The organism is Falsirhodobacter algicola (genome assembly GCF_018279165.1).
Classification (GTDB): Bacteria; Pseudomonadota; Alphaproteobacteria; order Rhodobacterales; family Rhodobacteraceae; genus Falsirhodobacter; species Falsirhodobacter algicola.
The window spans coordinates 1,289,026-1,307,903 of sequence record NZ_CP047289.1 but is presented as its reverse complement, the minus strand read 5'-3'; the positions used below and the strand labels follow the sequence as shown (position 1 = coordinate 1,307,903).

The 18,878-nt window shown below is 67.7% G+C and carries 18 protein-coding genes; 4 read left to right on the top strand and 14 right to left on the bottom strand.

Translation table 11 applies throughout. The annotated features are described in order from the left end of the window. Positions 1-165 precede the first annotated feature (165 nt). A complete protein-coding gene (gene map, locus GR316_RS06645; protein ID WP_249218718.1) occupies positions 166-975 on the top strand; it encodes a type I methionyl aminopeptidase in 810 nt (269 codons plus the stop codon). 6 nt (positions 976-981) lie between these two features. Here the strand turns inward: map and GR316_RS06640 are convergent, their stop codons facing one another. Genes GR316_RS06640 through GR316_RS06630 form a run of 3 tightly spaced genes read right to left on the bottom strand, consistent with a single transcriptional unit; the run spans position 982 to position 3,363 of the window. After that, positions 982-1,623 carry an HAD family hydrolase gene (locus GR316_RS06640; protein ID WP_211783182.1) on the bottom strand — a complete coding sequence of 214 codons (642 nt, stop codon included), beginning with the start codon at positions 1,621-1,623 and terminating at the stop codon, positions 982-984. Between the two features lies 1 nt (position 1,624). After that, a complete protein-coding gene (rsmD, locus tag GR316_RS06635; RefSeq protein ID WP_211783181.1) occupies positions 1,625-2,185 on the bottom strand; it encodes a 16S rRNA (guanine(966)-N(2))-methyltransferase RsmD in 561 nt (186 codons plus the stop codon). Beyond that, positions 2,182-3,363 carry an NAD(P)/FAD-dependent oxidoreductase gene (locus tag GR316_RS06630; RefSeq protein ID WP_211785133.1) on the bottom strand — a complete coding sequence of 394 codons (1,182 nt, stop codon included), beginning with the start codon at positions 3,361-3,363 and terminating at the stop codon, positions 2,182-2,184. Before GR316_RS06630 ends, rsmD begins: the two co-directional genes overlap by 4 nt. A gap of 75 nt (positions 3,364-3,438) precedes the next feature. Between GR316_RS06630 and GR316_RS06625 the strand changes: the two genes are divergently transcribed. Continuing rightward, positions 3,439-3,927: a peroxiredoxin gene (locus tag GR316_RS06625; protein ID WP_211783180.1), complete on the top strand. Its 489-nt coding sequence runs from the start codon at positions 3,439-3,441 to the stop codon at positions 3,925-3,927. Here the strand turns inward: GR316_RS06625 and GR316_RS06620 are convergent. The 5 genes from GR316_RS06620 to GR316_RS06600 are packed head-to-tail and all read right to left on the bottom strand — an operon-like array spanning position 3,924 to position 9,400. Further along, entirely contained in the window at positions 3,924-5,090 is a 1,167-nt protein-coding gene (locus tag GR316_RS06620) for a GNAT family N-acetyltransferase (protein WP_211783179.1), read from the bottom strand. The genes GR316_RS06625 and GR316_RS06620 overlap by 4 nt on opposite strands. A 31-nt stretch (positions 5,091-5,121) precedes the next feature. After that, complete coding sequence (locus GR316_RS06615) at positions 5,122-5,880, bottom strand: glycerophosphodiester phosphodiesterase family protein (protein WP_211783178.1); 759 nt, start codon at positions 5,878-5,880, stop codon at positions 5,122-5,124. Further along, the gene (locus tag GR316_RS06610; protein WP_211783177.1) at positions 5,880-6,338 is read right to left on the bottom strand and encodes a RidA family protein; all 459 of its coding nucleotides are present in this window, start codon (positions 6,336-6,338) and stop codon (positions 5,880-5,882) included. The genes GR316_RS06615 and GR316_RS06610 overlap by 1 nt, the downstream gene beginning before the upstream one ends. 57 nt (positions 6,339-6,395) lie before the next feature. Then, positions 6,396-7,679, bottom strand: coding sequence for an HlyD family type I secretion periplasmic adaptor subunit (locus GR316_RS06605; protein ID WP_211783176.1), 1,284 nt, complete (start codon positions 7,677-7,679; stop codon positions 6,396-6,398). Continuing rightward, positions 7,676-9,400 (bottom strand): type I secretion system permease/ATPase, encoded by a 1,725-nt coding sequence (locus GR316_RS06600; protein ID WP_211783175.1) that lies wholly within the window; start codon positions 9,398-9,400, stop codon positions 7,676-7,678. Before GR316_RS06600 ends, GR316_RS06605 begins: the two co-directional genes overlap by 4 nt. Positions 9,401-9,507: 107 nt before the next feature. Here GR316_RS06600 and GR316_RS06595 point away from each other — a divergent pair, with 107 nt between their 5' ends. Both GR316_RS06595 and GR316_RS06590 read left to right on the top strand, forming a co-directional pair. Next, the gene (locus GR316_RS06595) at positions 9,508-10,338 is read left to right on the top strand and encodes an MlaA family lipoprotein (RefSeq protein ID WP_211783174.1); all 831 of its coding nucleotides are present in this window, start codon (positions 9,508-9,510) and stop codon (positions 10,336-10,338) included. Then, the gene (locus GR316_RS06590) at positions 10,328-10,948 is read left to right on the top strand and encodes an MlaC/ttg2D family ABC transporter substrate-binding protein (RefSeq protein WP_211783173.1); all 621 of its coding nucleotides are present in this window, start codon (positions 10,328-10,330) and stop codon (positions 10,946-10,948) included. The genes GR316_RS06595 and GR316_RS06590 overlap by 11 nt, the downstream gene beginning before the upstream one ends. Before the next feature lie 37 nt (positions 10,949-10,985). Here the strand turns inward: GR316_RS06590 and gyrB are convergent, their stop codons facing one another. The 6 genes from gyrB to mutM all read right to left on the bottom strand — a co-directional run bounded on the left by gyrB (position 10,986) and on the right by mutM (position 18,784). Next, positions 10,986-13,430 (bottom strand): DNA topoisomerase (ATP-hydrolyzing) subunit B, encoded by a 2,445-nt coding sequence (gene gyrB / locus GR316_RS06585; RefSeq protein ID WP_211783172.1) that lies wholly within the window; start codon positions 13,428-13,430, stop codon positions 10,986-10,988. A gap of 70 nt (positions 13,431-13,500) precedes the next feature. Beyond that, entirely contained in the window at positions 13,501-14,577 is a 1,077-nt protein-coding gene (recF, locus tag GR316_RS06580; RefSeq protein ID WP_211783171.1) for a DNA replication/repair protein RecF, read from the bottom strand. Further along, on the bottom strand, positions 14,570-15,688 hold the full coding sequence (gene dnaN / locus GR316_RS06575; protein ID WP_211783170.1) for a DNA polymerase III subunit beta: 1,119 nt from the start codon (positions 15,686-15,688) through the stop codon (positions 14,570-14,572). Before dnaN ends, recF begins: the two co-directional genes overlap by 8 nt. A 72-nt stretch (positions 15,689-15,760) precedes the next feature. Next, a complete protein-coding gene (dnaA, locus tag GR316_RS06570) occupies positions 15,761-17,131 on the bottom strand; it encodes a chromosomal replication initiator protein DnaA (RefSeq protein ID WP_211783169.1) in 1,371 nt (456 codons plus the stop codon). Between the two features lie 468 nt (positions 17,132-17,599). Continuing rightward, positions 17,600-17,872 carry a 30S ribosomal protein S20 gene (gene rpsT / locus GR316_RS06565; RefSeq protein WP_211783168.1) on the bottom strand — a complete coding sequence of 91 codons (273 nt, stop codon included), beginning with the start codon at positions 17,870-17,872 and terminating at the stop codon, positions 17,600-17,602. Between the two features lie 69 nt (positions 17,873-17,941). Next, positions 17,942-18,784 (bottom strand): bifunctional DNA-formamidopyrimidine glycosylase/DNA-(apurinic or apyrimidinic site) lyase, encoded by an 843-nt coding sequence (mutM, locus tag GR316_RS06560; protein WP_211783167.1) that lies wholly within the window; start codon positions 18,782-18,784, stop codon positions 17,942-17,944. Positions 18,785-18,878: the final 94 nt, after the last annotated feature.

Sequence of the window (18,878 nt, the reverse complement as noted above, 5' to 3'; positions counted from 1 at the left end):
GCGCGCCGCATGTCCCCGGCGCTGGGGCAGCCTATCACCAAAGCGGTTCCGGGCCAAGGCAAGCCGCAGCCCATAACCGCTTTCCCCCCGAAGGTCGAGTCCCGGGGCTGGCTTTCATGGGCGGGAAACGTTATCTTGTCGCCCGCACAGGAAAGGACCGATCCGTTGGAAGAGACCCGAGGCCGCGTCACCCGCCAAGGAATCCGCATCTACGAGCCGGAGGATTATGCCGGCATGCGCCGGGCCGGGGCCGTCGCGGCCGAGATCCTCGACGCGGTTGCGGCGCGGGTCGTGCCGGGTGCGACGACGGGCGATCTCGATGCCTTCATCGACGCCGAGGTGGAGCGTCATGGTGCCGTTTCGGCCACCAAGGGCTACAAGGGCTATCAACACGCCTCCTGCATCTCGATCAACCATGTGGTCTGCCACGGCATTCCCGGTCCGAAGGTGCTGAAGGACGGCGACATCCTGAACATCGACGTGACGGTGATCGTGGATGGCTGGTTCGGCGATACCAGCCGGATGTATATTGCCGGCACGCTGCCCCGCAAGGCCGAGCGCCTGATCGAGGTGACGCATGACGCCCTGATGCGCGGCATCGCGGCGGTGAAGCCGGGCAACACCTTCGGCGATATCGGTCACGCGATCCAGACCTTCGTCGAGGCGCAGCGCATGTCCGTGGTGCGCGATTTCTGCGGCCACGGTCTGGGCCGCGTGTTCCACGCCGCGCCGAACGTGCTGCATTACGGCCGCGCGGGCACCGGCGCCGTGCTGGAGGAGGGGATGATCTTCACGATCGAACCGATGGTGAACCTCGGCCGTCCCGAAACGAAGGTGCTGGCCGACGACTGGACCGCCGTGACGCGCGACAAATCGCTGTCGGCGCAGTTCGAACATTCCATCGGCGTCACCGCCGACGGGTGCGAGATCTTCACCCTCTCCCCCGCCGGGAAATTCCACCCCACGTGGGGCTGAGCCCGCTCAGAGGCCCAGAAGACCGGGAAGCGCGGCCATGTCGTTGAAGAGGATGGCCCCTTCCGCCCGCAGGCCCGGATGGTCCGCCGCCGCATAGCCATAGCAGGGAATCCCCGCCAGCCGCGCCGCGCGCGCGCCGGTGGCGCTGTCCTCGATCACGACGCAATCGGCCGGATCGTGGCCGAGGAACCGCGCGACATGCAGATAGAGGCCCGGATCGGGCTTCGGCACGCCCAGTTCCTGCCCCGAAAAGACCCGCCCCTTCAGCCGCCGCCACACATCGGGATGCTGGCCGAGGGTGATGGCCATCTTTTCCGTCGTGCCGTTCGATCCGACGCCATAGGGAATGCCCGCCGCGTCCAGCCGGTCCAGAAGCTGCGGAATCCCCGGCATCAGCGGCGTGTGCTGCCGCAATTGGGTGAACATGCGGGCATAGAGATCCTGCACCCAGTCATCGGGCAGATCGGCGCCAAGGCTCCGCGCCTTGTGAAAGACGGCGGGGATCGTGCCGCCGACGAACAGCCGCTCTGCGCCCTCATGGTCCATGGGAAGGCCATGCGCGCACATGTCGTGGACGATCAGGTTCAGCGCCACCGCCTCGCTGTCCACCAGAACGCCGTCGCAGTCGAAGATCACGGCCCGTGTCATGTCATGCCCCCTGCAGGAAGGTGATGTGCGTTTCGCCATAGCGGCGCTGATCGTGAAGGGTGAAGCCCTCGGGCGCGGCCGGGGCGGTGCCTTCCTCCCAGACGATCAGACAGCCGGGGGCAAGCCACCCCCCCGCCCGGCAGGAGGCGAGCGCCTGTTCCCCGAGCCCCTTGCCATAGGGCGGGTCCAGAAACACCAAATCGTAGGGCGCGCCGCGATTCTCGCCCATGCGGGTCGCGTCGCGGCGCCAGATGTCGGTAATGCCCTGACTGCGCGTGATCTCCACGTTGCGGCGCAGAAGGGCGCGCCCGGCGGTGCCATCCTCCACGAAGGAGGCGCGGGCGGCGCCGCGGCTCAGCGCCTCCAGACCCAGCGCGCCGGTCCCGGCAAAGAGGTCGAGCACCCGCGCCCCGGTCAGCGGATCGCCATACCCGCCATTCACCAAAAGGTTGAAGATCGCCTCCCGCACTCGGTCGGAGGTGGGGCGCAGATGCGCCGCCGGGTCTCCGCTGCCGACTTCGGCCAGTTTGGTGCCGCGCATGCGGCCGCCGACGATCCTCATAGCAGATCCTTCAGATGGGCGGCGGTGGCGACCGCCTCGGGGGTGGGGGAGCGTCCGGCCTCGATCAGGCGCTTGCCGGTCATATAGGCGCGGGCATCGCCCGCCGCATCCACCGCCAGCAGCCGCTGGCCCGCGAAATGCCAGAACGAGGTGCCGCCGTCCTGCCGCGTCACCACCCGGTCATGGCCGGTGTTCAGCCCGGCGATCTGCAGCTTCACATCGTATTGATCGGACCAGAACCATGGGCGGGCGCGGTAATCGGTATCGGCCCCGAGGATGTTGGCGGCCACCGCCTCGGCATGTTCGATGGCGTGGGGCACGGATTCGAGGCGGATGCGGCCGCCGTCATGGGGAAAGCTGGTGCAATCGCCGGCGGCCCAGATATGCGGGTCCGAAGTGCGGCCCCGCGCATCCACCGCGATGCCGTTATGGATGGCAAGGCCCGCCGCCTCGGCCAGCGCGGTGGCCGGATCGACGCCGATCCCCGCAACCACCAGATCGCAGGGAATGCGCCTGCCGTCTGCCAGCACCGCCGCCTGAACGCGCTCCGTCCCCTCCAGCCCCGCGAGGGGCGTCCCTTCCAGAAGGCGCACGCCATGGGCGCGGTGCAGATCGCGGAAGAAGGCGGCGGTCGGCTCTCCGGCGACGCGGGCAAGGATGCGGGGGGCGGCCTCGATCACCGTCACCTCCAGCCCGAGCTGCGCTGCGACGGCCGCCGCCTCCAGCCCGATATAACCGCCGCCGACGATCACCATGCGCGCACCCGCCACCACATGCGGGCGCAGCGCATCCACATCGGCCTTGCTGCGCACGGCGAAGACGCCGGAAAGCGGGCTTGGCAGGCGGCGGGCGACCGACCCCGTCGTCAGCGCCAGCGCGTCATAGCGCAGCGCCTCATCCCCGATCCTGACGATGCGCGCCGCTCGGTCGATGGCCGTCACGCGGGCGCCGGTGCGCAGATCGATCCCCTGATCGGCCCAGAACCCGTCCGCCCGCAGCGTCAGGCGGTCCGCGCCCATCTCTCCCAGAAGGTAGGCCTTGGACAAAGGCGGGCGCTGATAGGGGGGCAGGGGCTCCTCTCCGATCAGGGTGATGCGGCCTGCGGCGCCCAAGGCCCGCAGCCGCGCCGCCAATGCCGCGCCGGCCTGACCGGCCCCCACCACCACAACATCCGTCATCTTTGCCATTCCCACCTTGCGCGGCGGAGCCTATATCTGGCCGCCACGGAAACGCAACACGAGGGGACGGATCGCATGACGATCGCCAAGGGAGACCGCCTGCCGGGCGCGCAACTGGTACGCGCCGGGGCCGACGGGGTGGAGCAGGTGGATCTTGCTCGCCATATCAAGGGCCGCAATGTCGTGATCTTCGCCGTGCCGGGGGCCTTCACGCCCACCTGCCATTCCGCGCATATGCCCGGATTCGTGCGCCACGCCGACGCCCTGCGCGCCAAGGGCGTGGAGGAGATCATCTGCATCAGCGTCAACGACGCCTTCGTGATGAAGGCATGGGGCGAGGCGACGGGCGCGCTCGACGCCGGTCTGACCCTGCTGGGCGATCCGCGTGGAGAGTTCACGCAAGATATCGGCATGGCCTTCGACGCCCCCGGCCCGGGCCTGATGGGCCGTTCGCGCCGCTATGCGATGCATGTCGTCGATGGCGAGGTGCGCGTGCTGCATCTGGAGGAAAGCCCCGGCACCTGCGAAGTGTCCGGTGCGGACATGATGCTTCAGGCGGTCTAATCCTCGGACAGGCGGCGGAACGGACCGTAGGAGGTCAGAATCTCGATCTCCTCGTCCACCGCCGCCTTCTCCGCCTCAAGGAACTGCGCCACGGCGCGGCGGAAGGCGGGATCGGCGATCCAATGCAGGGAATGCGTCTCGGTCGGCAGATAGCCGCGGGCCAGCTTGTGTTCGCCCTGCGCGCCCGCCTCCACATGCGGAATGCCATGGGCGATCGCCCAATCCATCGCCCGGTAGTAGCACAGCTCAAAATGCAGGAAGGGGTGATGCTCGATACTGCCCCAGTACCGGCCATACAGCGTCTCGCGCCCGATGAAGTTCAGTGCGCCGGCGATCCAGCGGCCCTCCCGCTCGGCCATGACCAGAAGGATGTCATCGGCCATGCTGCGGTGGATCTCGTCGAAGAAGGCCCGCGTCAGATAGGGCTGGCCCCATTTGCGCGCGCCGGTATCCTGATAGAAGCGCCAGAAAGCGTCCCAATGTTCGGGGCGCAGATCGGCGCCGGTCAGGCTGTGGATGGTGCCGCCGAAGGCCATCGCGCCCTCGCGCTCCTTGCGGATGGTCTTGCGCTTGCGGCTCGAAAGATCGGCAAGGAAGGCGTCGAAACTGTCATAACCGCGGTTCTGCCAGTGGAACTGCTGGCTGGCGCGGGGCATCAGGCCCAAGTCCGCGCCGGCCTCGGCCTCGGCCTCGGTGCAGAAGGTGGCGTGGACCGAAGACAGGCCGTTCTGTTCGGCGAGCGCGATCGCCCCCTGCATCAGCGCGGCGCGGCCCGTATCCTCGAACCCCGGCAGGGTCAGAAAGCGGCGGCCGGTGGCAGGGGTGAAGGGAACGGCGATCTGAATCTTGGGGTAATACTCGCCGCCCGCCCGTTCATAGGCATCCGCCCAACCGAAATCGAAGATGTATTCGCCTTGGCTGTGCCCCTTCACATAAAGCGGGGCGGCGGCGACGACGCGGCCGTCGATGCTGGCCGTCAGGGGGCGGGCCTGCCAACCGCTGCCTGCACCGGTGGAGCCGCTCGCCTCCAGCGCCATCAGGAAGCGGTGCGTGGTGAATGGGTCCAGCGGGCGCCCCGGCCCGGGCTGGGCCAGCGCGTCCCAGACCTCGGCGGGAATGGCGCCGAAGCCGTCATGCGCGGTCAGTTCGATCGGGATGCTCATGCCCGCAATGCTGATGCACGGCCCGCCGGCGTCAAGCCGGTTTCGCCGCCCGGTAGCCTTCGAAGGTCACATTGTCGGCAATGCGCCGGGCCTCGTCCTCGGCATGCTGGCTGCGAATGGTCCAGCACAGGATCACCGCGCCTTCGGCCTTCAGTTCGGCCACCCGGTCGCGGCCCAGATCCGCCGCTTCGTGCGAGATGAAGCTCGCCTCCACCCGTTCGTAATCGGGAATCTCGCGCAGCAGATCGCAATCGCGCCGCGTCAGCCGGGGCCAGTCTTCGTAACGATACGAGCAGGTGGTGATCCCCCGCGGTATCGTGGGGGCGAGTTCGGCCATCAGCGCCACCGAATCGGGCGAAAAGCCCATCACGGCCACCGGCCCCGCATGGCGTTGCAGCGCGGCGGCGGTCGCCCGCTCCAGCGCGCCATCGGCGGGATACTGGGTCTTGAGTTCGATCAGCAGGGGCACGGCGGTTCCGACGATGCCCAGCACCTCGGCCAAGGTCGGGATGCCGTCGCCGGCATCGCGCAGCGTCAGCGCGCCGAGATCGGCGGCGGTGCGGCTGCGAACCGGCCCGGCGGCCTCCGTCAGCCGGTCGAGCGTGTCGTCGTGGAACACCATCGGCACCCCGTCCGAGGACAGTTGCAGATCGATTTCGATGCCGTACCCCGCCTCCACCGCCGCGCGGATGGCCGCGCGCGAGTTTTCCACCCGCCCGGCGGCCCGGTCATGCAGGGCGCGGTGCGCGATGGGGCGGCGCAGGAACGGAGGGGGCAGGGGCAGGCGCATCAGCGGATCTCGAACACGGCCTCGATCTCCACCGCGACGCCCATCGGCAGGCTGGCGGCAGAGACGGCGGAGCGGGCATGGCGTCCGGCATCGCCAAAGACCGCGACCATCAGATCGGACGCGCCATTGATGACCTGCGGCTGCTGCGTGAAATCGGGGGTGGAGTTGACGAAACCGACGAGCTTCACGAGGCGGACCACCCGCTCCAGATCGCCGTCGCAGGCGGCGCGGGCTTGGGCGATCAGGCTCAGCGCGCAGGCCTTCGCGGCCTCGGCGCCCTGTTCCAGCGTCATGTCGGCGCCCAGCTTGCCGGTGATCCGACCTTCGGCCGTCTGGCTGATCTGCCCCGAGATGAACAGCTGGCTGCCCGTGCGCACGAAGGGCACATAATTGGCGGCCGGTGCCGGGGCGTCGGGAAGGGTCAGGCCCAGTTCGGCAAGGCGGGTTTCGATGGTCATGCGCAGGCTCCGTTGTCTTGTGCGCAGACGCTAACGGGGCGGGGGCCGCCCGGCAAGTCAGCTTTCCCGGAAGGCGTGCCGGAAATAGCCGGTGAACGGGGCCGTCAGATAGCCAAGGGGGCTGCGATCGCCGGTGGCGATGAACGCCTCCACGGGCATGCCGGGCACGAGCGCCCGCCCGCCAAGGGCGGCGGTGTCGTCCAGCGTCACCTCCACTCGGTAATAGCTGGCGCCCGTCGCCTCGTCCCGCAGGGCATCGGCCGATACGAGCGACAGATGCCCCGCGAGTTCGGGCGTGGCGCGGCCCGAAAAGGCGGTGAAGAGGACGCGGACGGGCTGACCGGTCGCCACCTCGTCGATATTGATGGCGGGCAGCCGCGCCTCCACCACGAGGGGGCGGTCCTGCGGGATCAGATACAGCGCAGGCTGCGCCGCCTGCAGCACCGCGCGCGGCGTCGTGACCGACAGGCCCAGAACGACGCCCGCCACCGGCGCCCGGATATCCAGCCGGGAGAGTTTCTGGATCAGCGCGCGGCGGCGCTCGGCCAGCTCCATCTCCTGCGGGCCAAGGTCGCGCAGGGCGGTTTCCGCCTCTTCGCGGCGCGAGGCTTCGAGGCGCAAGGCCTCCATCGCATATTCGGTCATGCGGCCCTCGGCCTCGGCGCGCTGGGCGGTCAACTCGCCGGTGCTGCCCTGAAGGCGCGCCTCCTCCCGCTCCAGCGCCAGCACCCGGCTCAACTGCGTCAGACCGAGGGCGAGGAGTTTGCACTGCGCCTCCAACTCCTGCGCGATGAGCGTCTGCTGCGTCACGAGGGCGGCCATCTGCGCGTCCACCCCGCCGATTTGGCTGCGGATCTGGTCCTGCCGTTGGCCCAGCTGAGCGACCTGCCGATCCAGCGTGTCGCGCCGCGCGGTAAAGAGCGCCGACTGCCCGTCCAGAAGGGCCGCGATGTCGGCGCGCCCCGAGGCGACCTGCACGAGTTCGTCTGGGAAATCGATCCGGGGGGCGGCGGCGCGTTCGGCGGTCAGACGGCCGCGCCGGGCCATCGTTTCGAACAACTGGCCTTCGACGATGGCAAGCTCGCTCTCTAGCTCGGCCCCATCGAGGCGCAGCAGCAGATCCCCCGCCGCGACGGCCTGCCCGTCGCGCACGGCGATCAGATCCACGACCCCGCCATCGGGATGCTGCACCACCTGCCGGTCATCCTGCACCCGAAGCGCGCCCGGCGCGATCACCGCGCCGCCGATCCGCGCCAGTGCGCCCCAGCCGGCACAGACGGCCAGCAGCAGCCCAAGGGTGACGAACCCCAGCATCACGAACCTTCGGGCGGACAGGATCATGGCGCGGCCCCGGCGCGTACGATGTCGGTATGGTTCTTCACCATCTCGCGCAGGACGGTGTCGCGGGGGCCGAAGGCGCGTTGCAGCCCGTCTTCGATCACGAGGAGCAGCTCGCATTCCTGAATGGCGGCGGGGCGGTGGGCCATGATGAAGACGGTGCCGCCCGCCGCCTTCACCGCGCGGATACCGGCGTTCAGCGCCATGGTGCCGTCATTGTCGAGGTTGGAGTTCGGCTCATCCAGCACCAGAAACACCGGATCGCCATACATCGCGCGGGCAAGGCCGATGCGCTGGATCTGCCCGCCCGACAGGCGCCCGCCGATCGCGGCCACGGGCGTGTCATAGCCCGCGGGAAGGCGCAGGATCATCTCATGGGCGGCGGCGCGGCGGGCGGCGGCGACCACCGCCTCCGGGTCGGGGGCGCCGAGGCGGGCGATATTCTCGGCGATGGTGCCGTCGAAGAGCGTCACGCGCTGGGGAAGGTAGCCGGCAAGGCGGCCAAGCGTGTCCGCCCCGTATTGATCCAGCGTCGCGCCATCCAGCCGGATGTCGCCCGCAGCGGGCATCCACAGCCCCGTCAGCGCGCGCGCGAGCGAGGATTTCCCCGACCCGGAGGGACCGATGACCCCGACCGCCTGACCCGGCCCGACCGCGAAGGCCAGATTGCGCAGCACCGGCGCCGCACCGCCGGGCGGGATCAGCGACAGGCCCGCCGCCTCGATCCGGGCCTGCGGGCGGGGAAGGGGGGTGCGGGGGGCGGCCTCGGGCTGGCGGGTCAGCAGGGCCGCGAGGCGGCCACGGGCCTGCCATGCATGGGCCACCAGCGGCCAATGCCCGATCGCGGTGTCGATCGGGGCCAGCGCCCGCCCCATCAGAACCGAGCTTGCGATCATCACCCCGCCGCTGAGGCCCGCCTTCAGCACGAGCCACGCGCCAAGGCCAAGCGTCGCCGATTGCAGGAACAGCCGCAGCGTGCGGATCGCCGCGCCGAAACCGCCGGTGACATCGGCGGCGCGAAGGGCGGCGGCCAAGGCCTCGCTGCGTCCGCGCTGCCAGCGATCGAAGGCGGCGCCGGTCATGCCGAGGGCCTGCACCGTCTCGGCCTCGGCCTTGAGCATGTCCGACAGACGGTCGGCCCGCACGCCGCAGCGCGCAGCCTCCGCCAGAGGCGCGACGGAAAGCGCTTGGTTCGCCAGCGTCATCGCCACCAGCAGCCCCGCCCCGCCAAGCGCCAGCAGCCCGAGCGCGGGGTGGAAGGCAAAGAGGCCCAGCACGAAGATCGGCACCCATGGCAGATCGCACATCGCCAGGAACACCGGCGAGGCGAGGAGCTTCTGCACCGCCTCCAGATCGCGCTGGGCGGTGGCGGCGACCCCGTCCGAGGGCACGCGCGCACTGCGGGCAAGGGCCGCGCGGAACACCCGCAAATCCAGCCGCTGCTGGAGCGCCGCGCCGATTCGCGCCACGATCCGGCCCCGTGCGTGATCGATCAGCGCCATCGCAAGGAACATCGCCGCCGCGATCAGCGACAGGGCCAGCAGCGTCGCCTCCGACCGTCCGGCCAGCACGCGGTCATAGACCTGAAGCATGTAAAGCGGGCCGGTCAGCATCAACATGTTGACGGTGAGCGAGAAAAGCGCCACCGTCAGGATCAGGGAACGTGCCGGGCGAAGGGCGCGGCGCAGTTCCGCACGCCCTGCCTCATCCTCAGTTCGTCGCATCGCGGCGCCGGTCCCTCGTTGTCAAAGCCGGCGGCCCAACGTATGGCTGGCGCTGCACGTCCTCGCGGTTGGATCACGAAAGTCTGAGTGAGCATAGGGTCATTGTAATGAACAAACATTTAACGTTGCGTGGCCGTCTGGTCCTGATCGGCTGCTCTCTCCTTGCGCTGACCGCTTGCGGCACGCCCCCGGTCGCGACCGGCGTGGACGATCCGCAAGAAGAGGTGAACCGCGAGCGTCATGCCTTCAACAAGGGCTTCGACCGCCATCTGCTGCGTCCGGTTTCGCGCGGATACGGCACCGTGGTGCCCGGCCCGATCCGCACGGGCGTCTCCAACGTCGCCGAGAACCTCGAAGCGCCGAGCGATGCGGTCAACGGTCTGCTGCAAGGCCGCCCCGTCAACGCACTGCAGAACACGGCGCGCTTCGCCGTCAACTCCACCATCGGCATCTTCGGCATCTTCGATGTCGCCAGCCATATCGGCCTGCCCGCCAAGCAGACCGATTTCGGCGAGACGATGTACACATGGGGCGTGGGCGAAGGCGTCTATGTCGAGAACCCGTTCTTCGGCCCTTCGACCGAGCGGGACACATGGGGCATGATCGTCGATACGATCACGAATCCGTTGCACTTCCTGATCCAGTCGCCGGAAAGCACCTATGCGACCGCCGCGAAGGGCGGGGAGCTGGTGGATGACCGCTACACCTATTCCGCAACGATCGACGACCTCCTATATGACAGTGCGGACAGCTACTCTCAGGCGCGCCTCGCCTATCTGCAGAACCGCCGCTTCACGCTGCAGCAGAATGCGGGTGGGGGAACCGGGGGCGGTGATGACGGGTTTATCGATCCGTATGCCGATGCGTCCGGCGATGGGGCAGCCGCCCCGGCGCCCGCTGACTTCATAGATCCCTACGAGGATACCAATGCCCAATGATCTTCACTTCCCCGCTCTGAACCGCCGCGCGGTTGCCGTCGGCCTCGTTGCAGGCGGGGCCGTTCTGGCCTCTCCGGGGCTGAGCTTCGCGCAGGGCGGCGCGGATGCCGCGCGCGCCGCGGTCGAACAAGCCGTGGCCGCCGTGAACCGCATCATCGCCTCGGGCCAGTCCGAGCGTGAGATGTACGACGATTTCGAGCGTGTCTTCGCCCAATATGCCGACGTGCCGACGATCGCACGTTCCACCCTCGGCGTGGCGGCACGGCAGGCGACGGCGGCGCAGCTTCAGGCCTATACGCAGGCCTATCAGGGCTATGTCGCACGCAAATACGGCCGCCGTTTCCGCGAATTCGTGGGTGGCAAGATCGAGGTCACCGGCGTGAACCCGATCAAGAGCTACTACGAGGTCCGCTCGGTCGCCTATACGCGCGGCAACTCGCCCGCCGATGTGCGCTGGCATGTCTCGACCTCGGGCAGCTCGCCCCGGTTCTTCAACATCATCATTCAGGGCGTGAACATGCTCGCCTCCGAACGGACGGAGGTGCAGGCGATCCTCGATCAGCAGGGCGGCAGCATCGACCGCCTGACGCAGGCCCTGCGCAACGCCTGATATGAAAAAGCCCCGCCGATCGGCGGGGCTTTTTCCATCAGATGTCGAGGTTTTCGACGTTCAGCGCGTTCTGCTGGATGAACTCGCGCCGCGGCTCCACGACATCGCCCATCAGCTTGGTGAAGATGTCATCGGCTTCCACCATGTCATCGACCTTCACCTGCAGCAGGGTACGCGCATCGGGATCGAGCGTCGTTTCCCACAGCTGGTTGGGGTTCATCTCGCCCAGACCCTTGTAGCGTTGCAGGCTCAGGCCCTTCTCGCCCTCGGTCAGGATGGCCTTCAGAAGGTCGATCGGGCCGTGGATCAGCTGCTCGCGGTCCTTGCGGATCAGGCGCGACGTGCCCTCGTAGACATTGCGATGCTGCTGCGAGACGGAGCTGATGCGCCGCCCTTCGCCCGAACGCAGAACCGCGCCGTCCAGCGTGCGCAGTTCCTCCACGCCACGCAGAACGCGCGACAGGCGGATGCCGTGATCCTGCGTGATGCGGCCCGTCCAGCCGCGTTCGTATTCGCGGGCCACATCGTCCAGACGCTGGGCGACGGCATCGGCCACCGCCTGCAGATCGCTTTGCGCCCCGTCGAAGGCCCCGGCCAGCGCGGCCTGTTCGATGATGTGGCGCGGGTAATGGGTGGGGAAGGCGTCGAGCACGCGGCGGAACTGCCGTGCCCCTTCGATCACGCGGTCGAGGTCGCGCCCCGCCAGCGTCTCGCCATTGGCCAGACGCAGCGTCGCGCCTTCGGTGCCCTGTTGGATCAGGTAATCGTCCAGCGCCGACTGGTCCTTCAGATAGACCTCGGACTTGCCGCGCTGCACCTTATAAAGCGGGGGCTGTGCGATATAGAGATAGCCGCCTTCGATGATCTCGGGCATCTGCCGGAAGAAGAAGGTCAGCAGCAGCGTCCGGATATGCGCGCCGTCCACGTCGGCATCGGTCATGATGACGATTTTGTGGTAGCGCAGCTTGGCGATGTTGAACTCATCCCGCCCGATCCCGGTGCCGAGCGCGGTGACGAGCGTGCCGATCTCGGCGCTGCCCAGCATCCGGTCGAAGCGAGCGCGTTCCACGTTCAGGATCTTGCCGCGCAGCGGCAGGACGGCCTGATTGGCGCGGCTGCGGCCCTGCTTGGCCGAACCGCCCGCAGAGTCGCCCTCCACGAGGAAGAGTTCCGATTTCGCCGGATCGCGTTCCTGACAATCCGCCAGCTTGCCGGGCAGTGAGGCGATGTCGAGCGCCGTCTTGCGCCGCGTCAGCTCCCGCGCCTTGCGGGCGGCTTCGCGGGCCAGCGCCGCTTCGATGATCTTGCCGACGATGATCTTGGCCTGCTGGGGGTTCTCCTCGAACCACTCGGACAGCTTCTCGTTCACGAGGTTCTCCACCGCCGGGCGGACTTCGGAACTGACGAGCTTGTCCTTCGTCTGGCTGGAGAATTTCGGGTCCGGCACCTTCACCGACAGCACGCAGGTCAGGCCCTCGCGGGCATCGTCGCCCGTGAAATCGACCTTCTCGCGCTTGGCGATGCCGGAGGATTGCGCATAGCTGTTGATCGTGCGCGTCAGCGCGCCACGGAAGCCCGCAAGGTGCGTGCCGCCATCGCGCTGCGGAATGTTGTTGGTGAAGGGCAGCACCGTTTCGTGATAGGTGTCGTTCCACCACATCGCCACTTCGACGCCGATGCCGTTCTTTTCGCCGGTCATGAAGATCGGCTCGGCCATGGTCGAGGATTTGGACCGATCGAGGTAGCGCACGAATTCGCGCACGCCGCCTTCGTAGAACAGCTCGCTGCGAACCGGCTCGGCCGGGCGTTCGTCCTCGATGATGATGCGCACGCCGGAATTGAGGAAGGCCAGTTCCCGCAGCCGCGTCTCCAGCGTCTTGAAGCTGAAATCGAGGTTGGAGAAGGTCCCCTCCGGGTCGTTTTCCTTGGAGGAGGCGAAGAAGCGCACCTCGGTCCCACGCTCGCCGGGGGCGTCGCCCACGACGCGGACATGCTCGGTGCATTCGCCCTTTTCGAAACGGGCGTAATATTCCTTGTCGTCGCGCCAGACGCGCAGTTCCAGCCAGTCCGACAGCGCGTTCACGACCGACACGCCGACGCCGTGCAGACCGCCCGACACCTTGTAGGCGTTGCCGTTGTCGTCGGTGTTGTTGAACTTCCCGCCCGCATGAAGCTGGGTCATGATGACCTCGGCGGCGGACACGCCCTCTTCTTCGTGAAGATCGACGGGGATGCCGCGGCCGTTGTCGCGCACCGACACGCTGCTGTCGGCATGGATCTTCACCGTCACGGCGGTGGCGTGGCCCGCCAGCGCCTCGTCGATGCCGTTATCGACCACCTCATAGACCATGTGATGCAGGCCGGAGCCGTCGTCGGTATCGCCGATATACATGCCGGGGCGCTTGCGGACGGCTTCCAACCCCTTGAGAACCTTGATGGAACTGGCGCCGTATTCGTTCGGCTTCCGTGCTGCTTCGGCCATGCGGCGCAATCCTCTTCTTTACCCCGATCTTATACAGGCGGATGCGGGCAATGTCACGCGATTGGCACGTTTATTCGGGGTCTTGGGGGCCGGCGGGGGCTAGGGTGCTGCCCTCTGCCGCCTCGGTGACGACGATGCGCTGCGCATCGGGGCCGAGGCTGTCGAAAAGCTCCGCCCCCGTGCCCGTCATCAGCACCTGTACCCGCATATCCCTCAGCTGCGCATAGAGGGCCGCGCGCCGGTCCGCATCGAGATGGGCGGCCACCTCGTCCAAGAGGACGACGACCGGCGCCTCGCCCGACAGGGCGCGGGCATTGGCGAGGATCAGGCTGATCAGGAGGGCCTTCTGCTCTCCGGTGGAGCATTGGGCCGCGGGCATGGCCTTCGCGGCATAGACACCCTGAAGATCGGCGCGGTGGGGCCCGTGCAGGGTGCGGCCCGCCGCCCGGTCGCGGCGGCGGTCGATCCACGCCTCGGGCCAGCCGCCGTCATCCGTGATCGAGAGTTCGGCGCGGGGGAAGGGGCCGTCCTGCGCCGCGATCACGCGGGCCAGCGCCGCATGCCGGTTGGCGGTGATCGCGTCGGCGGCATCGGCCATCTGCGCTTCGAGCGCGTGATACCATGCGGGATCGCTCACATCGTCGCGCAGCAGGCGGTTGCGTTCGCGCATGGCCTTTTCATAGGTCAGCACTGCATCGGCATGATCGGGAACGAAGCTCATCACCATGCGGTCCAGAAAGCGGCGGCGGCCCTCGGCGGGCTCGATCCACAGCCGATCCATGGAGGGGACGAGCCAGACCTGCCGCATCACCCGGCCAAGCGCGACCTGCGGCGCGGCCTTGCCGTCGATCCGAACCTGACGCGCGCCGCCGGGTTCGGCCCATGTCTCGATCTCGTGGCCGGCGGCCTCGGCGGTGATCTTCCAGCCGATCGCCTCGGGGCGGCGAGCCAGATCCTCGGCCCCCGCGCGCCGCAGTCCGCGCCCGGGCGAGAGGAGCGAGACGGCCTCCAGAACATTGGTCTTGCCGGCGCCGTTCGGCCCGAACAGCGCCACCGGCCGCCCATCGAGGGCAAGCCGCGTGGCGCGATGGCTTCGGAAATGCGACAGCCGCAGCGCGGCGATCGCAAAGGGCCGGTCGTCAGACACGCATCGGCATCACGACATAGACCGCCGAGGCGTCATCGCCCTCGCGCATCAGCGTCGGATCGCCCGAGGAGTTGAAGAGGAACACCGCATTCTCGCGGTCCACCTGACTTGCGATTTCCAGCAGGTATTTGGCGTTGAAGCCGATCTCCAGCTTTTCGTCGGCATAGGCGACGGCCAGTTCCTCTTCGGCGGCGCCGCTGTCGGGGGCATTGACGGACAGGACGAGGCGATCGTCCTCCATGCTCAGCTTCACGGCGCGCGAACGCTCGGAGCTGACGGTCGCGACCCGGTCCACCGCCTTGGCGAAGTCCGAGGCGTCCACCTCGAGGCGGCGGGTGTTCTGCTGCGGGATCACGCGGGTGTAGTCGGGGAACGTCCCGTCGATCACCTTGGAGGTCATGGTGATGGACGGCGTGGCGAAGCGCACCTTCGTTTCCGAGACGGACACTGTGATCTCGATATCGTCGTCGTCCAGCAGCTTGCGCAGCTCTCCCACGGTTTTGCGGGGGACGATGATGCCGGCCATGCCCTGCGCGCCGTCGGGCAGGGGGGCGTCGATCCGGGCCAGACGGTGGCCATCGGTCGCCACGCAGCGCAGGACCGGGCCGTCATCGGCGGTCGCGACATGCATGTAGACGCCGTTCAGGTAATAGCGCGTCTCTTCGGTGGAGATGGCGAATTTCGCCTTGTCGAAGAGGCGGCGCAGCACTTGCGCGTTCGCGCGGAAGCTGGTCGCGTATTCGGACGTGGCCATCACCGGGAAATCTTCGCGCGGAAGGGTCGCGAGGCTGAAGTTCGAGCGCCCCGCCGTCACCACCAGCCGACCGGAGGCCGCATCTTCGGACAGGCCGACCAGCGCGCCGTCCGGCAGCTTGCGGACGATCTCATGGAGCATGGTGGCCGATACGGTGGTCGCGCCCGCGCGTTCGACCTGCGCCGGGGCGCGGTCGATCACCTCGATATCCAGATCCGTGGCGCGGAAGGACACGCCATCGCCCTGCGTCTCGATCAAGACGTTGGCGAGGATCGGGATCGTGTTGCGGCGTTCCACAACCGACTGGGCCTGCGAGACCGCCTTCAGGAGTGTGCCGCGTTCGATGCTGATCTTCATTGCCGTCTTTCCATTGGCGGAATCTGTCGGGCGACTTTCCCCTTGATCGCGCCGGGCGTCAAGGTCGGCCGCTTATCCCTGAAGCAGGCGGCGAAGCATCTGAAGATCGTCGGCCAGTTGCGAATCCGTGGCCATCAACTCCTCCACCTTCTTCACGCCGTGCATGATGGTGGTGTGATCCCGCCCGCCGAAGCGACGGCCAATCTCGGGGAGGGAGCGGGGGGTCAGCTGCTTGGCCAGATACATCGCGACCTGACGCGGGCGGGCGATGGTGCGCACACGCTTCGGGCCGATCATGTCCGAGAGGCGGACGTTGTAATGTTCGGCCACCTTGCGCTGGATCTCCTCGATCGTGACCTTGCGGTCCGAGGCGCGCAGAATGTCCGAAAGACATTCCTGCGTCACATCCAGCGTCACCGCACGCCCGACCAGATTGGCGAAGGCGAAGAGCCGCGTCAGCGCGCCTTCGAGCACGCGTACGTTCGTCGTGATGCGGTGGGCGAGGAATTCCAGAACGCCATCGGCGATCACCAGATCGCCCATCTGGCGGCGGTACTGCTCGGCCTTCTGCTGCAGAACGCCGAGGCGCAGTTCGTAATCGGTCGGATGCAGATCCACCACGAGGCCGCATTGCAGGCGCGACTTGATGCGGTCTTCCAGATCCTTGATCTCTCCCGGTGCGCGGTCGGCGGAGATGACGATTTGCTTGTTCTGATCCACGAGGGCGTTGAACGTGTGGAAGAACTCTTCCTGCGTCGAATCCTTGCCGGCGATGAATTGCACATCGTCGACCATCAGCACGTCCACGCTGCGGAACATCTCCTTGAAGTCCATGATCTGGCGTTCGCGCAGGGCCTGCACGAAGCGGTACATGAACTGTTCGGCCGAGAGGTACAGCACGCGCAGATGCGGCTGGCGCAGTTGGAGTTCGTGCGCGATGGCGTGCATCAGGTGCGTCTTGCCGAGGCCCACGCCGCCATAGAGGAAGAGCGGGTTGAACGTCACCGGGCCGCCTTCGGCCACGCGGCGCGCGGCGGCATGGGCCAGCGCGTTCGGCTTGCCCACGACGAAGCTGTCGAAGGTGAAGCGCGCATCGAGCGGCGCGCTCGCGATCTCGTCGTCGCGGCGGGGGGCGGCGGCGGCGGGCATCGGGGCGGGCGCGGGCTGTGCCTGAACGGCGGCCTGCGGCGCGGCGGGCGCACCGCGCGCGACCGAGAAGTCGATGCGCGAGACATCGATGCCCGCTTCGTTCAGCCGGTGGCGAATCTTGTCGGCGAAGTTGCGCTGCACCCAGTTGCCGAAGAACGAGGTCGGCACCTCGAACTCGGCCCGGCCTTCGGCCAGATGGGTGAGCTTCAGCGGCTCGATCCAAGTGAGGTAGTTGTTCCGGCCAACATGAAGCAGCAGGTCTTCACGCAACTTCGTCCATGTGTCGTTCGTCATGGTAGTCCTGACCGCTCCATCCGCCGCGCGGGCATTCGCCCGATTGTTCTTGTGCTCACCTGCCCGAAGGACGGCATGCCGCGGGGGATGACCCGCCGGCGGTGCCGACAGGCCGAGACAACAAGACGAACCACGCGGAAATCGTCCTCCGCGCCGAATGAAAGGTGCAACGGCACCCCGTCAAAGTCTTGCAGGGATCGCATTCCGCCGACGGCCCTGATCGCTTGGGTAAGCGACGGTATGGCAGCCGGGCCGCAGCGGAACGCGATCGCGTCATGTCCCCCAGGACAGGTGAATCGCTTCCAGACGCTAGCCCCGGATCGGGAGCCTCCGCAACCGAACTTCGCTGTTGACAGAAATTTGGCTGGGCCGAATCCGGAACGGTGGAAACGGTGCCACAACGGGGGTGTCGGACACGAAAAAAGCGCGCCGAAAGGCGCGCCTTTTCAATTGGTTAACGCAGTGGCCTCAGGCGGCGACGCCGATGGCCTTCACGCGGGAGGACAGGCGCGACATCTTGCGCGCAACGGTGTTCTTGTGCAGGACACCTTTGGTCACACCACGGGACATCTCGGGCTGAGCCGCACGCAGCGCTTCGGAGGCAGCAGCCTGATCGCCGGACGCGATGGCTTCTTCGACTTTGCGCAGGAAGGTGCGGATCCGCGAACGGCGCGCCTTGTTCACGGCATAGCGTGCCTCGGACTGCCGGGCGCGCTTCTTGGACTGGGGCGTGTTTGCCATTAATCGGTTTCCGGTGTTGTCGGGGTTCTAATCTTGAAGCCGGGTCTTTATGCCCGATTCAGGCATGAGTCAAGCGCTTTGGCAGTCCGGGCAGAAGAAGGTGGACCGTCCGGACTGCACCATCCGGGCCACCGGGGCACCGCATTCGGGGCAGGGCGCGCCCTCGCGGCCATAGACGCGGAAGCTGTGCTGGAAGTAGCCCAGCTCCCCGCCCGCCTGCCGATAATCGCGCAGCGAGGAGCCGCCGGCGGTGATCGCCTCCTCCAGCACGTCGCGGATCACAGGGACGAGGCGGGCGATCTCCGCCTCCGTCAGGCTGCCCGCCAGCCGCCGCGGATCGAGGCGGGCGCGGTGCAGCGCCTCGCAGACGTAGATGTTGCCCAGCCCCGCCACGATCCGCTGATCCAGCAGCGCCGATTTGATCGGCGTGCCGCGCCCCCGCAACCGGGCGGCGAGGTGATCGGCGTCGAAGGCATTGCCCAGCGGCTCCGGCCCGAGGGCGGCGAGCAGCGGATGATCCTCCCCCGTCGTCATCAGGTCCATCGCGCCGAAACGGCGGGCGTCGTTGAAGGTGATGCGCGCCCCCGTTTCCATCGTCAGAACGACGTGGTCATGCTTTTCGGGCACCGGATGGGGGTGATGGAACTCCCCCACCTTGACCCCGGAGACGAGCATCCGGCCGGACATGCCCAGATGGATCAGCAGCGTCTCTCCGCGGTCCAGATCGGCGAGGATGTATTTCGAGCGGCGCCGCAGCCCCAGCACTCGCGCCCCGGTCAGCCGCGCGGCCATGTCCGGCGGGAAGGGCCAGCGCAGGTCCGGGCGGTTCACCGCCGCATGGGTGATGACATGACCCGTCATCGCAGGTTCCAGCCCGCGGCGGACGGTTTCGACTTCGGGCAATTCGGGCATGGGCGACCTCCGGCGTCCCGCTATATATGTGCGAAGGCCGGGCCACAAAGCGGTTTTCCTTTGCGGCCGCACCATATACCCATTCGGCAGGACA